16 protein-coding genes are annotated in these 19,607 nt (G+C 67.5%); 3 read left to right on the top strand and 13 right to left on the bottom strand.

Features of this window, described 5'->3' with window-relative positions; all coding sequences use genetic code 11:
- A complete protein-coding gene (locus PKE75_RS05585) occupies window positions 1–414 on the top strand; it encodes an ester cyclase (RefSeq protein ID WP_271167718.1) in 414 nt (137 codons plus the stop codon).
- Between the two features lie 149 nt (window positions 415–563).
- On the opposite strand, the gene PKE75_RS05580 is transcribed toward PKE75_RS05585, so the two are convergent.
- Window positions 564–2,048, bottom strand: coding sequence for an NAD(P)H-hydrate dehydratase (locus tag PKE75_RS05580; protein WP_271167717.1), 1,485 nt, complete (start codon window positions 2,046–2,048; stop codon window positions 564–566).
- Window positions 2,049–2,338: 290 nt separating this feature from the next.
- Here PKE75_RS05580 and PKE75_RS05575 point away from each other — a divergent pair, with 290 nt between their 5' ends.
- Both PKE75_RS05575 and glnA read left to right on the top strand, forming a co-directional pair.
- Window positions 2,339–2,677: a P-II family nitrogen regulator gene (locus PKE75_RS05575; protein WP_271167716.1), complete on the top strand. Its 339-nt coding sequence runs from the start codon at window positions 2,339–2,341 to the stop codon at window positions 2,675–2,677.
- Between the two features lie 63 nt (window positions 2,678–2,740).
- The gene (gene glnA, locus PKE75_RS05570) at window positions 2,741–4,156 is read left to right on the top strand and encodes a type I glutamate--ammonia ligase (protein WP_428979108.1); all 1,416 of its coding nucleotides are present in this window, start codon (window positions 2,741–2,743) and stop codon (window positions 4,154–4,156) included.
- 188 nt (window positions 4,157–4,344) lie between these two features.
- Here the strand turns inward: glnA and PKE75_RS05565 are convergent, their stop codons facing one another.
- The 12 genes from PKE75_RS05565 to dusB form a co-directional block, all read right to left on the bottom strand.
- A complete protein-coding gene (locus tag PKE75_RS05565; protein WP_271167715.1) occupies window positions 4,345–5,478 on the bottom strand; it encodes an acyltransferase family protein in 1,134 nt (377 codons plus the stop codon).
- Window positions 5,475–5,891, bottom strand: coding sequence for a hypothetical protein (locus tag PKE75_RS05560; protein ID WP_271167714.1), 417 nt, complete (start codon window positions 5,889–5,891; stop codon window positions 5,475–5,477). The genes PKE75_RS05565 and PKE75_RS05560 overlap by 4 nt, the downstream gene beginning before the upstream one ends.
- 13 nt (window positions 5,892–5,904) lie before the next feature.
- A complete protein-coding gene (locus tag PKE75_RS05555) occupies window positions 5,905–7,494 on the bottom strand; it encodes a GMC oxidoreductase (protein ID WP_271167713.1) in 1,590 nt (529 codons plus the stop codon).
- Window positions 7,491–8,636 (bottom strand): acyltransferase family protein, encoded by a 1,146-nt coding sequence (locus PKE75_RS05550; RefSeq protein ID WP_271167712.1) that lies wholly within the window; start codon window positions 8,634–8,636, stop codon window positions 7,491–7,493. Before PKE75_RS05550 ends, PKE75_RS05555 begins: the two co-directional genes overlap by 4 nt.
- A gap of 604 nt (window positions 8,637–9,240) precedes the next feature.
- On the bottom strand, window positions 9,241–10,596 hold the full coding sequence (hflX, locus tag PKE75_RS05545; protein WP_428979113.1) for a GTPase HflX: 1,356 nt from the start codon (window positions 10,594–10,596) through the stop codon (window positions 9,241–9,243).
- Between the two features lie 13 nt (window positions 10,597–10,609).
- On the bottom strand, window positions 10,610–10,882 hold the full coding sequence (gene hfq, locus PKE75_RS05540) for an RNA chaperone Hfq (protein ID WP_271167711.1): 273 nt from the start codon (window positions 10,880–10,882) through the stop codon (window positions 10,610–10,612).
- Window positions 10,883–11,070: 188 nt separating this feature from the next.
- Window positions 11,071–11,934 (bottom strand): D-amino-acid transaminase, encoded by an 864-nt coding sequence (locus PKE75_RS05535; RefSeq protein WP_271167710.1) that lies wholly within the window; start codon window positions 11,932–11,934, stop codon window positions 11,071–11,073.
- A 138-nt stretch (window positions 11,935–12,072) separates the two neighbouring features.
- Window positions 12,073–13,437 (bottom strand): nitrogen assimilation response regulator NtrX, encoded by a 1,365-nt coding sequence (gene ntrX, locus PKE75_RS05530; RefSeq protein WP_271167709.1) that lies wholly within the window; start codon window positions 13,435–13,437, stop codon window positions 12,073–12,075.
- A gap of 40 nt (window positions 13,438–13,477) precedes the next feature.
- On the bottom strand, window positions 13,478–15,715 hold the full coding sequence (locus PKE75_RS05525; protein WP_271167708.1) for a sensor histidine kinase NtrY-like: 2,238 nt from the start codon (window positions 15,713–15,715) through the stop codon (window positions 13,478–13,480).
- Between the two features lie 279 nt (window positions 15,716–15,994).
- The gene (gene ntrC / locus PKE75_RS05520; protein WP_271167707.1) at window positions 15,995–17,434 is read right to left on the bottom strand and encodes a nitrogen regulation protein NR(I); all 1,440 of its coding nucleotides are present in this window, start codon (window positions 17,432–17,434) and stop codon (window positions 15,995–15,997) included.
- A 7-nt stretch (window positions 17,435–17,441) separates the two neighbouring features.
- Window positions 17,442–18,569 (bottom strand): two-component system sensor histidine kinase NtrB, encoded by a 1,128-nt coding sequence (locus PKE75_RS05515; protein WP_271167706.1) that lies wholly within the window; start codon window positions 18,567–18,569, stop codon window positions 17,442–17,444.
- Window positions 18,566–19,594 carry a tRNA dihydrouridine synthase DusB gene (dusB, locus tag PKE75_RS05510; protein WP_271167705.1) on the bottom strand — a complete coding sequence of 343 codons (1,029 nt, stop codon included), beginning with the start codon at window positions 19,592–19,594 and terminating at the stop codon, window positions 18,566–18,568. The genes PKE75_RS05515 and dusB overlap by 4 nt, the downstream gene beginning before the upstream one ends.
- Between the last annotated feature and the right edge of the window lie 13 nt (window positions 19,595–19,607).

The raw sequence follows: 19,607 nt of genomic DNA, 5'->3' as shown, positions 1-19,607 counted from the left end.
GTGTCGTTGCAAGATATCAAAGCCGTGGTCCGCCGATTCAACGAAGAGGTGATCGCCAAAGGGCGCCGTGTCGCATTTGACGCCCTGATGGAGCCGACGTTCATCAATCGATCTGCTCCTGCCGGAGCGGACGCAGGGCCGGAAGGCATGTGGAATACGTTTCAGACAATCCTTCGCCCCGCGCTTAGCGAACTGTCGGTCACGATTCACGATCAGATCGCCGAGGGTGACATGGTGACGACCCGCAAGACGATCACCGGCACCCATACCGGCGCCCTGATGGGCGTGGAGCCGACCGGCCGACGGGTCGCCATCGATGTCATCGACATCGTGCGCGTGGCGGACGGACGCTATGCCGAGCATTGGGGGATCAACAATCTCCCGAGCGTCCTCGCACAACTCAAAGCTCGGTAGCGGCCTATCGGAGGTTCGCCCCCGAGGGTAAGTTCCATAATATATCTTATGCGACTCGTGGCGGGCTCAGCCGGGGAGCCTGTCTCCAGGCGGATCCCGGCGCCGGAAGCCTTACGCGCCGAACGCCACATCGCACCAGCGCGACGCCGTCAGCCGGCCGCCCGCTCCTCCATCCGCCTCAGCGCCTCCGGGATCGCACCCGGCAGGTCGTCGGCGATCAGGCCGCGCCCGACGGCGGTCGCGGCCTCGCCATGCAGCCAGACGGCGGCCGAGGCCGCCTCGAAGGCCGGAGCGCCTTGCGCCAGCAGACCGGCGCAGAGCCCAGCCAGCACGTCGCCCGCGCCCGCGGTCGCAAGGTATGGCGGCGCGTTGTCGGCGACGGTCGCGCGGCCGTCGGGCGTGGCGACGACGGTGTCTGCGCCTTTCAGCAGCACAGTCGCCCCCGAGCGTGCGGCAGCGGCCCGGGCGCGCTCGAGCTTGGACGCCGTCTTGTCCACGCCGAACACCCGCGCGAACTCGCCCTCGTGGGGGGTGAGCGCCACCTGCCCGCTCCCGCGCGCGATCAGAGCGGCGAGATCGTCGGGACGGCCGGCGAACAGCGAGAATACATCGGCGTCCATCACCACGTGGCAGCCGGCCTCGATCGCTTCCGTCAACGCCTTTGCCGTGCGCTCCGTCGGTCCGGCGGCGGGTCCGACCACGACCGCCGAGACGCGCCGCTGCGTTAGGAACTCCGCCCAGTCGTTCTCCGCCTCGCGCAGCATGACGGCGGTGAGGTGGGCCGCATGCTCCTTCAGCGCCGCGCGCTGGCCGAGAAGGGTGACCGCCCCTGCCCCAGAGCGCAGCGCCGCGAGCGCTGACAGCCGGGCCGCGCCGGTCGAAAGCTCGGGCCCGCTCCAGACGGCGACATGGCCGCGGGAATATTTGTGGCCCTCGATCGAGGGCGCGGGCAGCTGGTCGCGCCAGAGCGCCGGCCTGTTGAGGAAGGCCCTCGCGCCGATCCCGGCGACCGCGTCTTCGGGCATGCCGATGTCGGCTAGGACGACGCGGCCACAGAGCGAGCGGCCCGGCGTCAGGACATGGCCCGGCTTCAGCCGCACGAAGGTGACCGTGAGCGAGGCCCTGACGCATGCGTCGCCGAGCGGCCGCCCGGTCGCGCCGTCGAGCCCGCTCGGCACGTCGACCGAGACGATCGGCAGACCGGACGCGTTGGCGGCGGACACCGCGTCCGCCGCAGCGCCCTCGATCGGTCTGCCGAGCCCTGCCCCGAACAGGGCGTCGATGACGAGGTCGCAGGCCTCGAACGGCGCGTTCGGGAGCGGGCCGGTTTCGCCGGTCCAGCGCGCCGCCGCCACGGCCGCATCGCCCTTCAGGGACTCGCGGTCGCCGAGAAGGGCGACCAGGACCTCCCTCCCCGCTTCGGCCAGTTTTCGGGCTGCGACGAAGCCGTCGCCTCCATTGTTGCCGGGTCCCGCAAGCACGAGGATGCGGCGGGCGTCTGGCCAGCCGTTCGCGACCTCGGCCGCCACAGCCCCGCCCGCGCGCTCCATCAGGGCCGACCCGCTTGCGCCCGCGGCGGGCGCGGCGGCGTCGACCCGGGTCATTTCAGCGGGGGTCAGAAGTTCGAGGCTCATCGGCGGCGGCCGTGGGCGGGGCAATCGGGAGGCATTTGCCCATTTCGCGCGCTTTTGCAGCAGCGATGCCGAAGGATTGACGCGCAATTCGTGATCATAATGCCGTTATTTTCATCATACGCGCTGATCGCCCGACAGCGGTGAGAAGTCTTCACCCTAGGACCGCTTGGAGTGCGCTATAGCTCCAACGCGGCTACAGCATTGGCACGCTTGCTGCTAAGAGGCGACGTCCCGGCCGGTTGCGTCGGACGAAACCCGAACGGCCGCACGACGCGAGGAGGCCCTGTATCGTGAAGAAAATCGAAGCGATCATCAAACCGTTCAAGCTCGACGAGGTGAAGGAAGCGCTTCAGGAGGTCGGCGTCCAGGGCATCACCGTCACTGAAGCCAAGGGATTCGGCCGTCAGAAAGGCCATACCGAGCTCTATCGCGGCGCCGAATATGTCGTTGATTTCCTGCCCAAGGTGAAGATCGAGGTCGTGCTCTCGGACGAGATGGTCGAACGCGCCGTCGACGCCATCCGCAAGGCTGCCGCCACCGGGCGCATCGGCGATGGCAAGATCTTCGTCTCTCCAGTAGAGGAAGCGATCCGCATCCGCACCGGCGAGATGGGCGTCGAAGCGATCTGACCCGCCCGAACCGCGTTCGCGGGGGGCGGACGTCGGAAGCGCACAATAAGAAGGATCAAAACAATGGCGATAAAATCGTCCAGCGACGTCATGAAGTTCATCAAGGACAATGACGTCAAGTATGTCGACCTTCGCTTCACCGACCCGAAGGGCAAGTGGCAGCACGTCACGTTCGACATAACGATGGTCGACGACGATTTCTTCACGGAAGGCCAGATGTTCGACGGCTCGTCGATCGCCGGATGGAAGGCGATCAACGAGTCCGACATGCTGCTGATGCCGGACGTGAAGACCGCCTGCCTCGATCCGTTCTTCGCGGCGACCACCCTCTCCGTCGTCTGCGACGTGCTCGAGCCGACCACCAACGAGCCCTATGAGCGCGATCCGCGCGGCACGCTGGTCAAGGCCGAGGCCTACCTCAAGTCGCTCGGCATCGGCGACACGATCTATTTCGGCCCCGAGGCCGAGTTCTTCGTGTTCGACGACGTGAAGTTCTCGACCAGCCCCTACAAGGTCGGCTTCGAGGTCGACAGCGACGAACTGCCGACCAACTCCGACGCCGAATACGACACCGGCAACCTCGGCCACCGCATCCGCACCAAGGGCGGCTACTTCCCCGTGCCGCCGATGGACAGCGCGCAGGACATGCGCGGCGAGATGCTGGCGGCGATGGCGGCCATGGGCGCGAAGGTCGAGAAGCACCATCACGAGGTGGCGTCCGCCCAGCACGAGCTCGGCCTCAAGTTCGAGGAAGCCGTGCTGATGGCCGACCACACGCAGGTCTACAAGTACTGCATCCACCAGGTCGCGCAGAGCTACGGCAAGTCGGCGACCTTCATGCCGAAGCCCGTCTACGGCGACAACGGCTCGGGCATGCATTGCCACATGTCGATCTGGAAGAACGGCAAGCCGCTGTTCGCCGGCGACAAATACGCCGGCCTCAGCCAGGAATGCCTCTGGTACATCGGCGGCGTGATCAAGCACGCCAAGGCCATCAACGCCTTCACCAACCCGACGACGAACAGCTACAAGCGTCTCGTCCCGGGCTTCGAGGCGCCGGTGCTGCTCGCCTACTCCGCGCGCAACCGCTCGGCCTCCTGCCGCATCCCGTGGACGACATCGCCCAAGGCGAAGCGCGTCGAGGTGCGGTTCCCCGATCCCTCGGCGAACCCCTATCTGTGCTTCTCCGCGCTGATGATGGCGGGCCTCGACGGCATCGTGAACAAGATCGATCCCGGCCAGCCGATGGACAAGGATCTCTACGACCTGCCGCCGAAGGAGCTGAGGAAGATCCCGACCGTGTGCGGCTCGCTCCGCGAGGCGCTGACCTCGCTCGACAAGGATCGCGAGTTCCTCAAGAAGGGCGGCGTGTTCACCGACGACCAGATCGACAGCTTCATCGAGCTGAAGATGCAGGAGGTCATCCGGTTCGAGCACACGCCGCACCCGGTCGAGTACGACATGTACTACTCGGTCTGACACATCCTCCCTGCGGGCCCGCCATAGCCCGCCGCCTACAGGGGACGCCGCAAGGCGTCCCCTTTTTCGTTTGGGTCGCGGGAGGAAGGCCGAGGGGAAGGTCCCTGCCCGCTCATCCGGCCATTCCCGCGCCGGGAGCGTCGAAGGATGAAGGCGACAGGAAACTCAAAGCGGCCAGAGTTCAGCCGTCAGGCGGCGGGTTCGGCGGCCGGCTGCGGTCGCTTCGCCTGATGGCCGATGCGCAGGATTAGGCGCTGGGCTGGAACTTCGATCAGGTGATGGGCGATGGCCGCGCCGGTCACGGCGATCACGATCGCCACCCCGCCCAGCGCCAGCTTGCCGAGATCGCTCGAGACCCCGGCGAGCTTCGAGCCCAGGCCGTAGACGACCATCAGCACCGGCCCATGCACGAGGTAGAGCGCATAGGAGATCGCTCCCGACCAAACCATCGGGGCGGACCGCATGACGTCGCCGGCGTCGCGCTGCGAACGCAGCGCGAGCAGATAGAGCAGCGCGAGCAGCAGCACCCACATCGCCGCGAAGGGCGCCTGGAAGGCCATGCCGAGATAGAGCGCGGCGACGGCCGCGAGCAGCAGACGGTTCAGCGCCGAGACGTCGAGAGCCCGGCCATAGCCCAGTCCCATGATCTGCCTCAGCACGATCCCTGCAAAGAACAGAGGGATGATGCGAAGCGCGCCAAATGTCGTCAGGGTAAAGAAGTCGAGGCCGAACAGCGCCTTGAGGCAGAGCCACAGCGCCGCGAGCAGCCCCGCCGCCGCCGCGAGCTTGGCGATTGGGCTGCGGAAGAGGTTGGCTAGCATGAGGTAGAGCGGAAAGGCGAGGTAAGCGGTCCACTCCGCCGACACCGACCATGACGGCTGGTTCCAGGCCTTTTCCGGCGACAGTCCCGTCGCGTGCAGCATTGCGGCGTGCGCGAGGAAGGAGCTCCAGGTTGGCTCCCACTGCGGCGCGAGGCCAGCTTTCGCGCCGCCCAGGACGATCGCCGCGACCAGCAGCAGGCAGGCCATGTGCAACGGCCAGATCCGCGCGAAGCGGCGGACGAGGAAGCCTGCATGGCTGTAACGCCCCTCGGCCCAGCTCCTGCCGTACACATGGGCCATCACGAAGCCGCTGAGCACGAAGAAGAAGTCGACCGCGAGCGGTCCGAAATACGGGGTCGGCAACGCCCGGTAGATCACCCCGCCGCAATAGGCGTCGACGTGATAGAGCACGACCGCCAAGGCCGCGATCCCGCGGGCCGACGTCAGCTCGAGCATCTCGCCACGCCCGAGCGGCATCGGTTCGGGCGCGGGAGGGTTCATGCGCTGGCTGAGCCCAGCACGCGCGCGGCGCAGAGGCTGGCTTCTGTTTCCGACAGCACCCAGCCGTCGACCACCACGGTTTTCATCTCGGCGAAATCGAGCGCGCACTGATCCTGCACGAGGTTCATCCGGGCGGTCGGGCAGGATTCCTCGATCGCCTGGCGGATCAGCGGCTGCTCGGTAAGCGATGCGGACAGTGCCGGAAGATTGTCGGAAATGCTTGCGAGGGTCAGAGCGTTCCGGCCGATGCGCCGCGCGACCGCGTCGTCGGGCACGACGTCGAGCAGCGAGAAGAAGTCAGGATGGTTGCGCGGCACGAAAGTGCAGCCGATGCGGCTGCCGCCATAGGCGAGGCCGCCCAACGCGACGGCGCCGACGGATCCGAGAAGCGCGCGGCGGGTGAGCGTTCCCATGGGTGCTTCTCCTTCAGACGGCGACAGCGAGATGGTCTGCGAGGCGGATGGCGAGCGTCGTCACCGTCAGCGTCGGGTTGGCGCAGCCGCCGGTCGTGAAGGTCGAACTGCCCGCCATATAGAGATTGCTCACCGAATGGACCCGGCAATCGGCGTCGACGACGCCCTGCTTCGGGTCGGCGTGCATCCGCGTCGTGCCCATGTGGTGGTAGGCGGAGAACGCCATCTCGAGGTCGGGCGTCTCGGAGATGCCGAGCTGCATGCGGCCGAGGCCCGCGGCCCCGATCGCGGCGCCGATCACCTCGTGCGTCCGGCGGAGCTTGAGCAGATCCTCCGACGTCACCCGCCAGTCGAGCGCGACGCGGTTGAAGCCGAGAGGATCCTTGTCGGCGATCAGCGTCACGCGGCTGTCCGGGTTCGGCGACTGCTCGGCGTCCTGGCGCAGCTTGAACGCGGCGGCGCGCGACGGCGGCGCGACCTTGCGGACCGCGTGGCGGTAGACGCCGGTCGCGACCGCTCCGAAGTCGTCGATCACGTCGCAGTAATGCTCGGCGAAGCGGTCCGGCAGGTGGCCGCGGCTGAACGTCTTCACCATGGTGGTGAAGCCGATCCAGCCATAGTTCCGGAAATCGTCATTGTAGACGTCCTTGTCGTACTGGGCGACGAGGAACGCCGAATTGTTGTTGAGGTGGAGCTGCTTGACGAGGTCCGGATTGACCTTCAGCCCGATTGCGAGGCGCGCGCCCTCGACGTCGATCTCTTCCGGATAGATGGCCGTGTCGACGCCTTCGTTGAACAGGATCGTCGAGGTCTCGATCGTCATGTGGTCGGTGTAGTAACGGCCGACCAGGTCGTTCTGATTGCCGATGCCGGCCGGCCGCTGGTTGCGGCAGTTGAGCAGGATGCGGGCGTTCTCGATGCCGCCGCAGGCGACGACGAAGGTCTTCGCCTTCACGCTCGTCCTGCGGCCGTCGAGCGTGCTGACGACGACCCGCTGCACCGCGTCGGACCCGTCCTTAAGCACGATGTCCGTCAGATTGGCGTGAAGCCAGCAGTCGATCCGCGGGTCGGTCTTGATCGCCTCATCGAACTTCTCTGCGAAGCGGGTCGGCGGGCTCTGCTGGTAGATGTCCGTGAACACCTTCGCCGGGTCGAGCGGCAGGGCCTTGCCGGGAAGCATGGCCTGCCAGTCCGCGAAGTCGTACTTGAACGGCCCGAGGTCGAGATAGCTCTGGGCGCGAGCGTAGAACGGGTTGAGATCTTCGCGGGTGATCGGCCAGCCGTGATGCGCGACGTCCGTCCGCGGCTCGAAATCGAGGGGGTCGAGCGGCGCGCACATGCCCGTCCAGTGACCGGAGGTGCCCCCGAACTGGCGCAGCCGCGAATTCGCCACGTCGATGTTGTCGTGACCGATGACGGAGCCGCGATAGAGACTCTGCGAATCCGCCTCGTAAGACGCCCCGCCGCCCTCGAGCAGGACGACGGAGCGCCCTTTCTTCGACAGCTCGAGCGCCAGCGTAATGCCCGCCGGTCCGGTCCCGACCACGCAGACGTCGCCTGTCAATTCGGCCGGAGCCGACCCGGACCTGAGGTCAGAGATCATGTCGTGACACCCGGTTTTTCCGTCTTGGCGAGCGCGGGCTCAGGTTTGTTGCGCTGGAGGAGGCGCACCATGACGCCTCGACCGGGCTTCTCGACGAGCACGTAAGCGAACTGCGCCGCCGCGAGCGTGGCGAAGACCGAGACGCATCCGAGCAGAGCCCGATTCGGAAGGCTATCGGCCAAACCTAAAAATTTGGCGCCCGTGAACACGACCTGCAGGACGATCGCGTGGGTGAGATAGATCGCGTAGGATAGCTCGCCGAGCCACGCCAGCGCCCTGCCCCGCAGCAGCCCCGGTCCCGCCCGGGCGCTTCGCGACGCGAGCACGCCGACCAGCACGACCATCGGCGGCCAGAGCGCGTCGTATGGCGCGTTCATCGCGACGAGGATGACGCAGACCGCGGCGATCGCGGCGATGAAACCCGCATAGATCCGTGGCGTCATGAGGAGGAGCGAAGGCTCCTCGTCGAAGATGCGACGCAGCAGGATGCCGGCGAAGAATGAAGGCGCGATGCGGAACGCGCCGCCGTCGAAGGTGAGCGCGACGACGTTCTGGCCGAGGAAAAGCTCGGCGACGGCGGCGGCCGCGACGAACACCGCGAGCGCCGCGGTCGCGCGCCACAGCGTGCCGCGCACCCGGTCGGCGCACAGGAAGAACCCGGGGATCGCGAGATAGGCGCACCATTCCGCGCTCACCGACCATGACGGCCAGTTCCAGGCTAGGTCGCTCGTCAGCCACGCGGAGTGCAGCATCAGAAACGTGACGCCGAAGGTCCACATCGTGTGGGGATTGCCGGTGTCGATGCCGACGAGGCGCCCGGCGACGACGAGGACCGCGACCGCGAGCAGCGTCGCGACATGGAGCGGCCACAGACGCGTCAGACGCTTGCCGAGGAATTCGAGGTAGCGGAAGCGCCCTTCCCGCCAGGCGGGATCGTAGATGTGGGCGAGAACGAAGCCGCTTTGGACGAAGAAGAAGTCGACCACCAGCCGGGTGTATTCGACCGGCGCCGGAACCTCCATGTGGCCGCGCAGGGTCGCCGCCAGCGTATGGGCGAGCACCACCCAGACCGCCGCGATCCCGCGGGTCGCGACGAACTCCGGCAACAGCCGTCCCGGCTGCAGTGTCTGGCCGTTCGCCATGATCGAGACGCCCCGAGAAGACCGGCGCGGTCCGCGGAATTCCGAAGCGCGCCTCCGGGAGGTTGCGCGAAGACGATTAATGCACGCTTAGCTGCGCGTGGAATCCCGCGCCTGGTCGGCGAGCCTCGTCGAATCGATAGGGGCTTGACGACCCGTCGCGTCGAGCGCATCTTTCGAATGTCAACACAGACACCGGAGGTCTAAAAAAATGACTCCGCCGAAGCGTGTAGACGTACCGCGGTGATGCGCATCCGGAGCGCAAAGAGCTGCGGCCGTTAGAAAATCAAAAGATTATTGCCGAGGAAGTTCTTTCTCTCGACTTCATAGCGTCGCCGAAGGATCGGAACGGCGGAGCATTGAATTTCGCGGAGAGAGCGATGACTTCGGATTAGATCGACGAAGCGCCAGGTTCATACCCAGCCGAGCGCCCTTCGCGGGCCGGCCCACATCCGTGAGAACCTGCCTCATCGACTGTCATGAAACGCCTCGCCGGTTCGCCTGCGGGGCGTTTCTTCGTTTTGCGGCGCACGAAAAGGGTGTCGGCCGCGACCCGGCGCTTTGCAGTCTCCCGGCGGGCGCCGGCGCTCCTCGCTTGAGATCCGCTTCAGACGCTGGGCGGCAGGTCGACGGCGGCGAAGCGTCGCCGGATGCCTTCCACCCGCTCCGGCTCCACGCGCACGGTGACGGACACCGCGCCGTCGTCGCCGACGCGGCGGTCCATGACGTCGCCATGGCGGTGCAGCCAGTTCTCGCCGGCGCCGTCGGTCGGCTCCAGCGTCACCACGACAGTCTCGCGGCGGGCGGACAGCCGCTCCTCGACAGCCGACAGCAGGGCGGCTTCGCCCTCCCCTGTCCGCGCGGACATGAGAGCGGGGCGGTTGTCAGGATCGCGGCGGGCGGCGGTCGCGGCCAGCACGCCGCGGGCGGCGGAGTCCAGCCGATCGACCTTGTTCCAGACCTCGACGACCCGCTCGTCGGTTTCCGGGTCGATGCCGAGGTCGCGCAGCACGGCCGCGACGTCGGCCGACTGTGCGTCGGAATCCTCGTGGGAGATATCGCGGACGTGAAGGATGACGTCCGCCTCGATCACCTCTTCGAGCGTGGCGCGGAACGCCGCGACCAGCTGGGTCGGAAGCTCGGAGATGAAACCCACCGTATCCGACAGGATAGCGTGAGCGCCGTGCGGCAGGCGGATCTGGCGCAGCGTCGGGTCGAGGGTCGCAAACAGCATGTCGACGGCCGTGACGTCGGCGCGCGTCAGCCGGTTGAACAGCGTCGACTTGCCGGCGTTGGTGTAGCCGACGAGCGCGACCACCGGGTACGGCACGCGTTTGCGTCCGGCCCTGTGCAGCCCGCGCGTGCGCTTCACCTGTTCGAGCTCGCGCTCGATCTTGAGGATCCGCTCGGTGATCATCCGGCGGTCGGCCTCGATCTGCGTCTCGCCGGGGCCGCCGAGGAAGCCGAAGCCGCCGCGCTGGCGCTCGAGATGGGTCCAGGACCGCACCAGTCGGCTCTTCTGCCACGTGAGATGCGCGTGCTCGACCTGGAGCACGCCTTCCCGGGTGCGGGCGCGCTGCCCGAAGATCTCCAGGATCAGGCCCGTCCGGTCGATGACCTTTGCGGAGAACGCTTTTTCAAGGTTGCGTTGCTGGACCGGCGTCAACGCCGTGTCGACCACGACGAGTTCGACCTCTTCGGACTTCGCGAGCTCGGCCAACTCCTCGACCTTGCCCTTGCCCATGAAGGTCGCGGGCCGGATCTCGCTCAGCGTGACCAGCTTGCTCGCCACGACGTCGAGGTCGATCGCGAGCGCGAGGCCGACGGCTTCCTCGAGCCTTGCGTCGTTGCCGCGGGCCAGCGCAGGAGCATGCCGGCCGCCGAGAACTGGCGTCACCACCAGAGCGCGCGTTCTGGGTCCGCGCCTGTCTTCGGCCGGCCTCGAAAACTCCGTCGTTTCGATCAATCTTGCGTCCTTATCGTGCGGCGCGTCCCGCCGCCGGCTCCGCGTCGGCGTCCTCCGGCTCGAAGAGCTGGATCGGATGGCCCGGCATCACCGTCGATATGGCGTGCTTGTAGACGAGTTGCGAGTGCCCGTCGCGACGGAGCAACACGCAAAAATTGTCGAACCAGGTGACGACGCCCTGCAGCTTGACGCCGTTCACGAGGAAAATGGTCAGAGGGACTTTGTTCTTGCGGACATTGTTGAGGAAGGTGTCCTGGAGATTCTGAGCGCGCTCGGCGGCCATGTTCTTGTTCTTTCGTTAGAGCTCAAGCGTGACGTGAAGCCTCTCCGCCCGGCGCGCAGAACGGCTCACACGGAGAATGATCCCCCGCCGTCGCCTCCTTCCGCCGCCGGCCCGGTCGCACCGACGCCGTCCTTATTAACGCCGGAGCGACAGGGTTCTGCAAGAGAGCGAGGCGCGGCAAAGACCCGCTACGGGGCTGCGCGCTCGGCGAATTCGTGAAACCGGCGACGCAGGCCGCTCGCCACGGGACCGGGCGCGCCGTCGCCGACGGGCCGCCCGTCGATCGAAATCACCGGCGTCACCAATGCGGTCGCGGCGGAGATGAACGCCTCGCTGGCGGCGCTCGCCTCCTCGACCGTAAAGGCGCGCTCCTCGATACGCATCTGGAGGTCGCGGGCCATGTCGAACAGCGTCGTCCGGGTGACGCCGCGAAGTATGCCGCTTTCGGCGGAGCGGGTGACGATGACCCCCTCCCCCGTCACGATCCAGGCGTTGGTCGAACCGCCCTCTGTGACGTAGCCATCGGCGTCCACATACCAGGCCTCCTTCGCGCCGGCGTCTTTCGCTTGCTGCTTGGCGAGCACGTTCGGCAGCAGCGCGACCGACTTGATGTCGACGCGCGGCCAGCGATTCTCCGGTAGGGTGATGACGGCGACGCCCGCCTCGGCGGCCTTGTTCGCCTTGGCGCGGTCGGCCGAGCGGGCGGTGACCACGATCGACGGCGCCACGCTTTCCGGCGGGAAATAGTGGTCGCGACGCGACACGCCGCGGGTCACCTGCAGATAGACGATGCCATCCCTCACGCGGTTCCGGCGCACCGTCTCCCGCAGCACGACCTTCAGCGCGGAATCCGGCATCGGCGGCCGGATACGGAGCTCGCTCAGCGAGCGGGCCAGACGTGCGAGATGGCGGGTCTCGTCGATCAGCACGCCGTCCATCACCTCGCAGACCTCATAGACCCCGTCCGCGAACTGGTAGCCGCGGTCCTCGATATGCACCGCGGCTTTCGCATGCGGGACGTAGCGGCCGTTGACGTAGGCGATGCGGGACATGGGGTGGTTCCGGTCTGTTCAGTTCGAAATAATGCTCATCATGGTTCGGCGCGTGGAGCGCTGCGCTCGAACGTGAGTTCTCCGGTCAAGCGGAGGACGACGGAGCTGGGCGCCAAAGACTGGGCTAAATCGGATACATCACCCGATCCCGAGCGCCTTGAGCTTCCGGTGCAGCGCGGAGCGCTCCATGCCGATGAACTCGGCGGTGCGGGAGATGTTGCCGCCGAACCGGCTGATCTGGGCGAGCAGGTACTGGCGCTCGAAGATCTCCCGGGCCTCGCGCAGCGCGAGCCCCATCAGCTGCTCGCCGCCGGCGCCGCTCGGGGTCGGCGGCACCATGGTGCCGATCTCCGAAGGCAGCATGTCGGCCGTGACCACAGCGTCCGGATCGCCGCCCGCAAGGATCATCAGCCGCTCGACGTTGTTGCGGAGCTGACGGACGTTGCCGGGCCAGTCGTGGCTCTGAAGCACCGCCATCGCGTCCTCGCCGATCTTGCGCTTGGCGAGGCCGGTCGCGACCGAGATCTGGTCGAGAAAGAACTCGATCAGTTCGGGGATGTCCTCGCGCCGCTCGGCGAGGCCCGGCACCCGCACCGGCACTACTGCGAGGCGGTGGAACAGGTCTTCGCGGAAACGTCCCTCGGCGATCTCGGCCTCGAGATCGCGCGACGAGGATGAGATGATCCGGACATCGACATGGACCTTCGTGGAGCCCCCGACGCGCGTGAAGGTCTGCTCGACGAGCACGCGCAGGATGCGGTTCTGGGTCTCGCGCGGCATGTCGGCGACTTCGTCGATGAACAGCGTGCCGCCATGCGCCTCCTCGAGCGCGCCGACCTTGCGCTGGCCGTCGGCGCCTTCGACGCCGAACAGCTCCTCCTCCATCCGCTCGGGCGTGATCGCCGCGGCGTTGATCAGGACGAAGGGCCCGCTTGCGCGGCCTGAGCGTAGATGGATCTGACGGGCCGCGAGCTCCTTGCCGGAGCCCGAGGGGCCCGCGATCAGAATGCGGCTGTTGGTCGGCGCCACCCGGTCGAGCGCGCCGCGGAGCTGGTTGATGACGGTCGACTTGCCGACGAATCGGGTCGCCTGGCCGGAGCCGCGCTTGAGGTCCTTGAGCTCGCGACGAAGCGCATAAGATTCCAGCGCGCGCTGGGCGATCAGCACGAGCCTGTCGGCTTTGAACGGCTTCTCGATGAAGTCGTAGGCGCCGGACTTGATGGCGGAGACGGCGGTTTCGATGTTGCCGTGGCCCGAGATCATGACGATCGGGATGTCGGGATGCTCCTTGTGGATCGCATCCAGAATCTCAAGACCGTCGAGTTTCGAGCCCTGCAGCCAGATGTCGAGGAAGACGAGCTGCGGCCGGCGCTTCGCGACTTCCGCCAGCGCTTCGTCGGAGTTCCGCGCGGTGCGCGTTCCGTGGCCTTCGTCCTGAAGGATGCCGGCGACGAGCTCGCGGATGTCGGCCTCGTCGTCGACGATGAGGATGTCGGTCGCCATGAGAGGAAAATCGTCTCCGGAATAATGGGTTAACGAGAAATCAGGCGGCGGGGGCCGAAGCGGCGGGGGCTGTCGTGGACGGACCAGGGCTGCGGGCCAGGAACCAGAGCCGCACCATCGCGCCGCGGCCGCCGGTCGCGACCTCCGGCGAATCCAGCAGCTCAACCCCGCCGCCGTGCTCCTCCATGATCTTGCCGACGATCGCGAGGCCGAGCCCCGTGCCCTTCTCGCGGGTGGTCATGTAGGGCTCGAGCAGCCTTTGGCGATTTTCCGTCGGCAGACCGGCGCCGTTGTCCACCACTTCGATGATCGCGAGGTCGCCCTCGCGCCGCACAGAGACGTCGATCCGCCCCTCTCCCCTTACGTCGTCCGGGACCGCCTGGACCGACTCGGTGGCGTTCTTCACGATGTTGGTGACGGCCTGAGCGATCAGCCGGCGGTCGAACTTGGCGGGCACGCGCTCGTCGGCGCCGTGCGCCTCGATGCGGATGTCGGGATAGCCGACGCGCATCATGAACACGCCCTGCTTCACGACGTTGGCGAGGTCCTCCTCCTCGATCGTGGGCTTCGGCATGCGTGCGAAGGAGGAGAATTCGTCGACCATGCGTTTGATGTCGTCGACCTGGCGGATGATCGTGTCCGTGCACTGGTCGAAGATCTCGCGCTCCTCGACGATCACCTTGCCGTATTTGCGGCGAATCCGCTCCGCGGAGAGCTGGATCGGCGTCAGCGGATTCTTGATCTCGTGGGCGATGCGGCGCGCGACGTCGGCCCAGGCCGAAGTGCGCTGCGCGGAGACGAGTTCGGTGATGTCGTCGAGGGTCACGACGTAGCCGTGCTCGTCGGCCGTGGAGGTCTCCGTCGTGAAGCGAACGTTGAGATTTCGCTCGCGACCGGCGCGCAGGATCGTCACCTGACCCTGCACCAGCCGCTGCGAGCGGCTGAGAGCGGCGTCGATCATCGGCCCGAGTTCCGGGGCGGCGTCCCGCAGCGGGCGCCCGAGCAGATCCTCTTCCGGCGCGGCGATCAGCTTTTCCGCGCCGCGGTTCATCAGGGTGACGGCACCGGTCGGGTCGATGCCGATGACGCCCGCGCTGACGCCGGCCAGCATCGCTTCCGTGAAGCGACGGCGGCTGTCCATCTGCTCGGCCGCCTCCAGCAGGCGGTTGCGCTGGCTGCGCAGCTCCGACGTCATCTTGTTGAAGGTCTCCGCCAGCGCGCCGAGGTCGCCGTCGTTGCGCTTCATCGGAACCTGAACGTAGAGGTCGCCCTTGCTGACCTGGTCGGCGGCGGTGATCAACCGGCGGATCGGCGAGGCCAGACGGTTGGCGAAGGCGAGGCCAAGCCAGATGGCGGCGAGCAGCAGCGACAGCGCGACCAGCAGATAGAGCAGCGCGAAGGTGGCCTGGATGCCCTGACGACGCAGGGTGAGCGACTTGTATTCCGTCGATCCCTGCTCGACGAGCTGCATGTACTCATTGGCCCGTGGGTCGACGGGGCGCGCGACGAACAGCACCAGATCGTCGTAGTTCGCGAGCTTCAGCACCGCGCCGATAGCGTTCTGCTTGCCGGGCGCCAGGAGCGTCGGTTCGTCGGTCGGCGCGTTCTGGACATCGATTTGCGGCGGACGCGGGAAGGCGCGGCCGATGTCGATCTTCGCCCGCTCCACCACCGTCATGTCTGGCTTCAGAAGCTGAGCCTCCGGCAGGCCGCGGATCGTGGCCTGGGCGGTGAAGAACTCCGAGAAGCGCTGCCGGTCGTTGTCGAACAGCGGCCGCGCCCGGTTGACGTCGTTCGCCATGGCGAGGATCTCGCCGCGGATCGAGCGCGCATGCTCGTTGAGATAGGCGCGCGCCACGACCAGCGAATTGTCGACGATCTCCCGGACGCGGGTCGAGAACCAGCTGTCGAAGCCCTTGTCGATGGTGACGAGCGCGAACACCGCGAGCAGCGCCGCCGGCGTCACTGCGACGACCGAAAACAGCGCCACCAGCCGGCCGTGGATCTGGGAGCCGGCCTGCGCGCGCCATCGCGCCAGAACGAACGCGCGCACCTCCCAGAGGATGATGATCACGAGCAGCGCGACGAAGCCGCCATTGACGTAGATCGCGATCCGGCTCGCGCGTTCGGTCGGTTCGAAATCCGCCCGACCCGTCAACACGATGAAGGTCACCAACGCCGAGATCAGCGCCGCGACGACGCAGATCGGCCCGATAACGCCAGGACCGCGGCGTTCGTGTCCGTTGGGTTCGCGCTCTGGGGAGATTTCGGCGACCAATGGGGCCTCTGACGAACGGATTTGAAACGCGGCAGGGCCGCCGATGCGTGAATCAGGACGCGCACGCTGATGCAGCGCTACCACACTGTTGTCGGAATGCGACAACTTCTGGGCGCTCTGACGTGTTTCGATGGATGTCAGGGTGAGAAGGCGGCCTCGCGGGGGCCTTCGCCGCTCGGCTGAGCGCGCTGGACCTCGGACGTCCGGTTCGGCAGGGACCGGAACAGCGTTGCGCCCTGTGCCCGATCGCCCTCCCCGCTTTTGCGGAGAGGGCGCGTCTCAGCGCGTCAGGCGCACGACCTGCACGTCGAGGTCGCGGATCTTCTTGCGAAGCGTGTTGCGGTTCACGCCGAGGAGTTCCGCCGCCTTGATCTGGTTGCCCCGGGTCGCGGCCAGCGCAGCGGAGATCAGCGGATACTCCACCTCCCGGAGCACGCGGTGATAGAGGCCGGGAGGCGGAAGATTCTCGCCGAATTCGGAGAAATAGCTCGTCAGATGCCGCTCGACCGAGCCGCCCATGGTCTCGGCAGCGGACGAATCCTCGCCAAGGCTGTTGGTGGCGGGCTGGGCGAGTTCGGCGTCGATCGTCGAGGCGCCGATCATCTCCTGCGGGTAGAGGGCGGCGAGCCGGCGGATCAGGTTCTCGAGTTCGCGGATGTTGCCCGGCCAGCGGTAGCGCTTCAGCCGGTCGAGCGCCGCGCCGTCGATCTGCTTGGCCGGCAGGCCCTCGCGCAGCGCCAGCGCGAAGAAGTGACGGACGAGGTCGGGGACGTCCTCCGCGCGCTCGCGGAGCGGCGGAAGCCGGATCGGCACCACGTTGAGGCGGAAGAACAGGTCCTCGCGGAACAGCCCCTGCTGGATCAGCAGACGCAGGTCCTTGTTGGTGGCGGCCACGATCCGGACGTCGGTCTTGATCGCGGTCCGGCCGCCGACGGTGGTGTATTCGCCCTGCTGCAGGACGCGCAGCAGACGGGTCTGCGCCTCCATCGGCATGTCGCCGATCTCGTCGAGGAACAGCGTGCCGCCTTCCGCCTGCTCGAAGCGGCCGGAGGAGCGCGCCTGAGCGCCGGTGAACGCGCCCTTCTCGTGGCCGAACAGCTCCGCTTCGATCAGGTCGCGCGGGATGGCGGCCATGTTGATCGCGACGAAGGGGCCGGCGCGGCGCTTGCCGTAGTCGTGCAGCGCGCGCGCGACCAGCTCCTTGCCGGTGCCGCTCTCGCCCGAGATCATGACGGTGAGGTCGGTCTGCATCAGCCGCGCGAGGACGCGGTAGATGTCCTGCATGGCGGGCGAGCGGCCGACGAGCGGAATTTCGTCGGTCTCGACATCGTCCATGCGCTTCGGCCGGCCGCGCGGCTCGGTCAGCGCGCGGCCGACGATCGCGATCAGCTCCTTCAGGTCGAAGGGCTTCGGCAGGTATTCGTAGGCGCCCTTCTCCGAGGCGCGGATCGCCGTCATGAAGGTGTTCTGAGCGCTCATCACCACGACCGGCAGGTCGGGCCGCGCCTTCTTGATGCGCGGCAGCATGTCGAACGCGTTCTCGTCCGGCATGACGACGTCGGTAATCACGAGGTCGCCGTCGCCCTGGCTGACCCAGCGCCAGAGCGTGGCCGCGTTGCCGGTGGAGCGGACTTCGTAGCCGGCGCGGCTCAGGGCCTGGTTGAGAACCGTGCGGATCGCGGCGTCGTCGTCTGCGACAAGGATGCTGCCTTGCGGCATGGGCGGCTCAGCTCCTGGGGTTGCGGGCGTCAGCGCCGACGAACATGGGCATCAGCACGCGGAACACCGTGCGCCGAGGCTGGGATTCGCATTCGATGATGCCGCCATGATTGCCGACGATCTTCGCGACCAGCGCGAGGCCGAGCCCCGAGCCGGTCGGCTTGGTCGTCACGAACGGATCGAACAGATGAGGCATCAGGTCCTCCGGCACGCCGGGGCCGTTGTCGCGCACCGTGAACTGCAGCGGCAGGCTGACGCGGGTCGTCGAGCCGGGCACGCTGAGGCGCACCCCCGGCCGGAACGACGTTGTCAGGTGAATCTCGCCATCGTTCGAATCGCCAATGGCTTCCGCGGCGTTCTTCACCAGGTTCAGGAAGACCTGGATCAGCTGGTCCCGGTTCGCGAGCACCGGCGGAAGCGAGGGATCGTACTCCTCGATGATCCGGACGTTGCGCCCGAATCCGGAGAGCGCGAGCCGTTTCACGTGCTCCAGCACGGCGTGGATGTTGACCGCCTCGCGTTCGATCGGCCGCTCGTCGGAGAACACCTCCATGCGGTCGACCAGCTTCACGATGCGGTCCGCCTCGTCGCAGATCAGGCGGGTGAGCGCGCGGTCCTCGTCGGTCGCGCCCTGCTCCAGAAGCTGCGCCGCGCCGCGGATGCCCGACAGCGGGTTCTTGATCTCGTGGGCGAGCATCGCGGCGAGCGCCGTGACCGAGCGCGCCGCGCCGCGGTGGGTCAGCTGACGGTCCATCTTGTCGGCGATCGTCCGCTCCTGCAGGACGATGATCAGCACGCCGGGCTTGTCGCCCAGCGGCGCGACGTGGACGTCGACGATCCGCTCGCCGCCGTTGCGCGGCGTGCCGAGGTCGACGCGGTATTCGTTGACCGGGGCGTTGCGCTCCCGCGCCTGCTCGAGCAGCTGGATCATCGGCGAGCCGAACGGCACGAACTCGCGGATGTCGCGCTTGCGGAGCACGTTGGCGCTGGCCTCGAAGAAGGCTTCCGCAGACACGTTGACGTCCACGATCGAGCCGTCCTCGGCGACGCAGATCACCGGATGCGGCAGGGCGTTCAGCACGGCTTCGGCCGCGCCTGCGCCGGTGCGGGGCTTGTCGACGGCCGACACGCTCATGCCGCCTCCCTCCACGCCAGCGCGTCGAACGCCTGGTCGAACGCCTCCAGCGCCGTCTCGGCCGTCGGCGCCGTCATGGCGGCGGCCTTCAGCGCCGCGGGAACTATCAGGCCCACGCTCTCCGCCGCCGCGTCGAGACACCAGCCGAGATGCTTGCGGGCGTGGCGCACGCCGACGGAGCGGCCATAGAGCGACAGCAGCCCGTCGTAATGCTCGACGCCGAGCGCCCGCTGCGTCTCGAGCGAGGGCGGACCGCTTCGTGAGCCGGTTGCGAGGAAGGCCGCGACGGCGCCCGGAAACCACGCCCGCCCTTGCGCGCCACGGCCGATCATGACGCCGTCCGCGCCGGAGGCCGCCAGCATCGCCGGCGCGTCGTCGAGGGCGACGAGGTCGCCGTTTGCGATGACTGGGATCGACACCCGCTCCTTGACCGCGCGGATCGCGCCCCAATCGGCCCGGCCCTCGTAGAACTGCGAGCGCGTACGGCCATGGACCGTGACCATCGCGGCGCCCTCGCCTTCCGCGCGCGCGGCGAGCTCAGGCGCGACGATCGAGGTTTCGTCCCAGCCGAGCCGCATCTTCACGGTGACTGGCGCGTCGACCGCCTTGACGGTGGCCGCGATCAGCCGCACAGCGAGGTTGAGCTCCTTCAGCAGTGCGGAGCCGCCATGGCCGCCGACCACCTTCTTCGCCGGGCAGCCCATGTTGATGTCGACGATCGCGGCGCCGGCGCCGACCGCGACCCGCGCGGCTTCCGCCATCCAGGCCGGATCACGGCCCGCGAGCTGCACGATGTGAAGGTCGAGGCCGTCGCCCTCCGCGCGCAGCCGCGCTTCGTCGTCGGCGCGGGCGAGTTCGGCGGAAGCGACCATTTCGGACACCACCAGGCCCGCTCCAAGCCGGGCGGCGATCCGCCGGAATGCGAGGTCGGTCACGCCGGACATCGGCGCCAGCATGACGGCGTTGCGCGCGGCGAGATCGGCGATGACGAGCGGCTGCGAATTGGTCAAAAGGTCAGTGCTCATAAAATAGCCGCGA

This window comes from Hansschlegelia plantiphila (assembly GCF_027922265.1).
Classification (GTDB): Bacteria; Pseudomonadota; Alphaproteobacteria; order Rhizobiales; family Methylopilaceae; genus Methylopila; species Methylopila plantiphila.
The sequence above is the reverse complement of the archived record's forward strand: the minus strand, read 5'-3'. Positions and strand labels throughout refer to the sequence as shown.

Coding starts and splice junctions, on each gene's coding strand:
- PKE75_RS05565 (WP_271167715.1), bottom strand. CDS start 5,478: ATGAACCCTCCCGCGCCCGAACCGATGCCGCTCGGGCGTGGCGAGATG.
- glnA (WP_428979108.1), top strand. CDS start 2,741: ATGGCGATAAAATCGTCCAGCGACGTCATGAAGTTCATCAAGGACAAT.
- dusB (WP_271167705.1), bottom strand. CDS start 19,594: ATGAGCACTGACCTTTTGACCAATTCGCAGCCGCTCGTCATCGCCGAT.
- PKE75_RS05580 (WP_271167717.1), bottom strand. CDS start 2,048: ATGAGCCTCGAACTTCTGACCCCCGCTGAAATGACCCGGGTCGACGCC.
- PKE75_RS05555 (WP_271167713.1), bottom strand. CDS start 7,494: ATGATCTCTGACCTCAGGTCCGGGTCGGCTCCGGCCGAATTGACAGGC.
- hfq (WP_271167711.1), bottom strand. CDS start 10,882: ATGGCCGCCGAGCGCGCTCAGAATCTCCAGGACACCTTCCTCAACAAT.
- PKE75_RS05515 (WP_271167706.1), bottom strand. CDS start 18,569: ATGAGCGTGTCGGCCGTCGACAAGCCCCGCACCGGCGCAGGCGCGGCC.
- ntrC (WP_271167707.1), bottom strand. CDS start 17,434: ATGCCGCAAGGCAGCATCCTTGTCGCAGACGACGACGCCGCGATCCGC.
- PKE75_RS05535 (WP_271167710.1), bottom strand. CDS start 11,934: ATGTCCCGCATCGCCTACGTCAACGGCCGCTACGTCCCGCATGCGAAA.
- PKE75_RS05550 (WP_271167712.1), bottom strand. CDS start 8,636: ATGGCGAACGGCCAGACACTGCAGCCGGGACGGCTGTTGCCGGAGTTC.
- PKE75_RS05560 (WP_271167714.1), bottom strand. CDS start 5,891: ATGGGAACGCTCACCCGCCGCGCGCTTCTCGGATCCGTCGGCGCCGTC.
- ntrX (WP_271167709.1), bottom strand. CDS start 13,437: ATGGCGACCGACATCCTCATCGTCGACGACGAGGCCGACATCCGCGAG.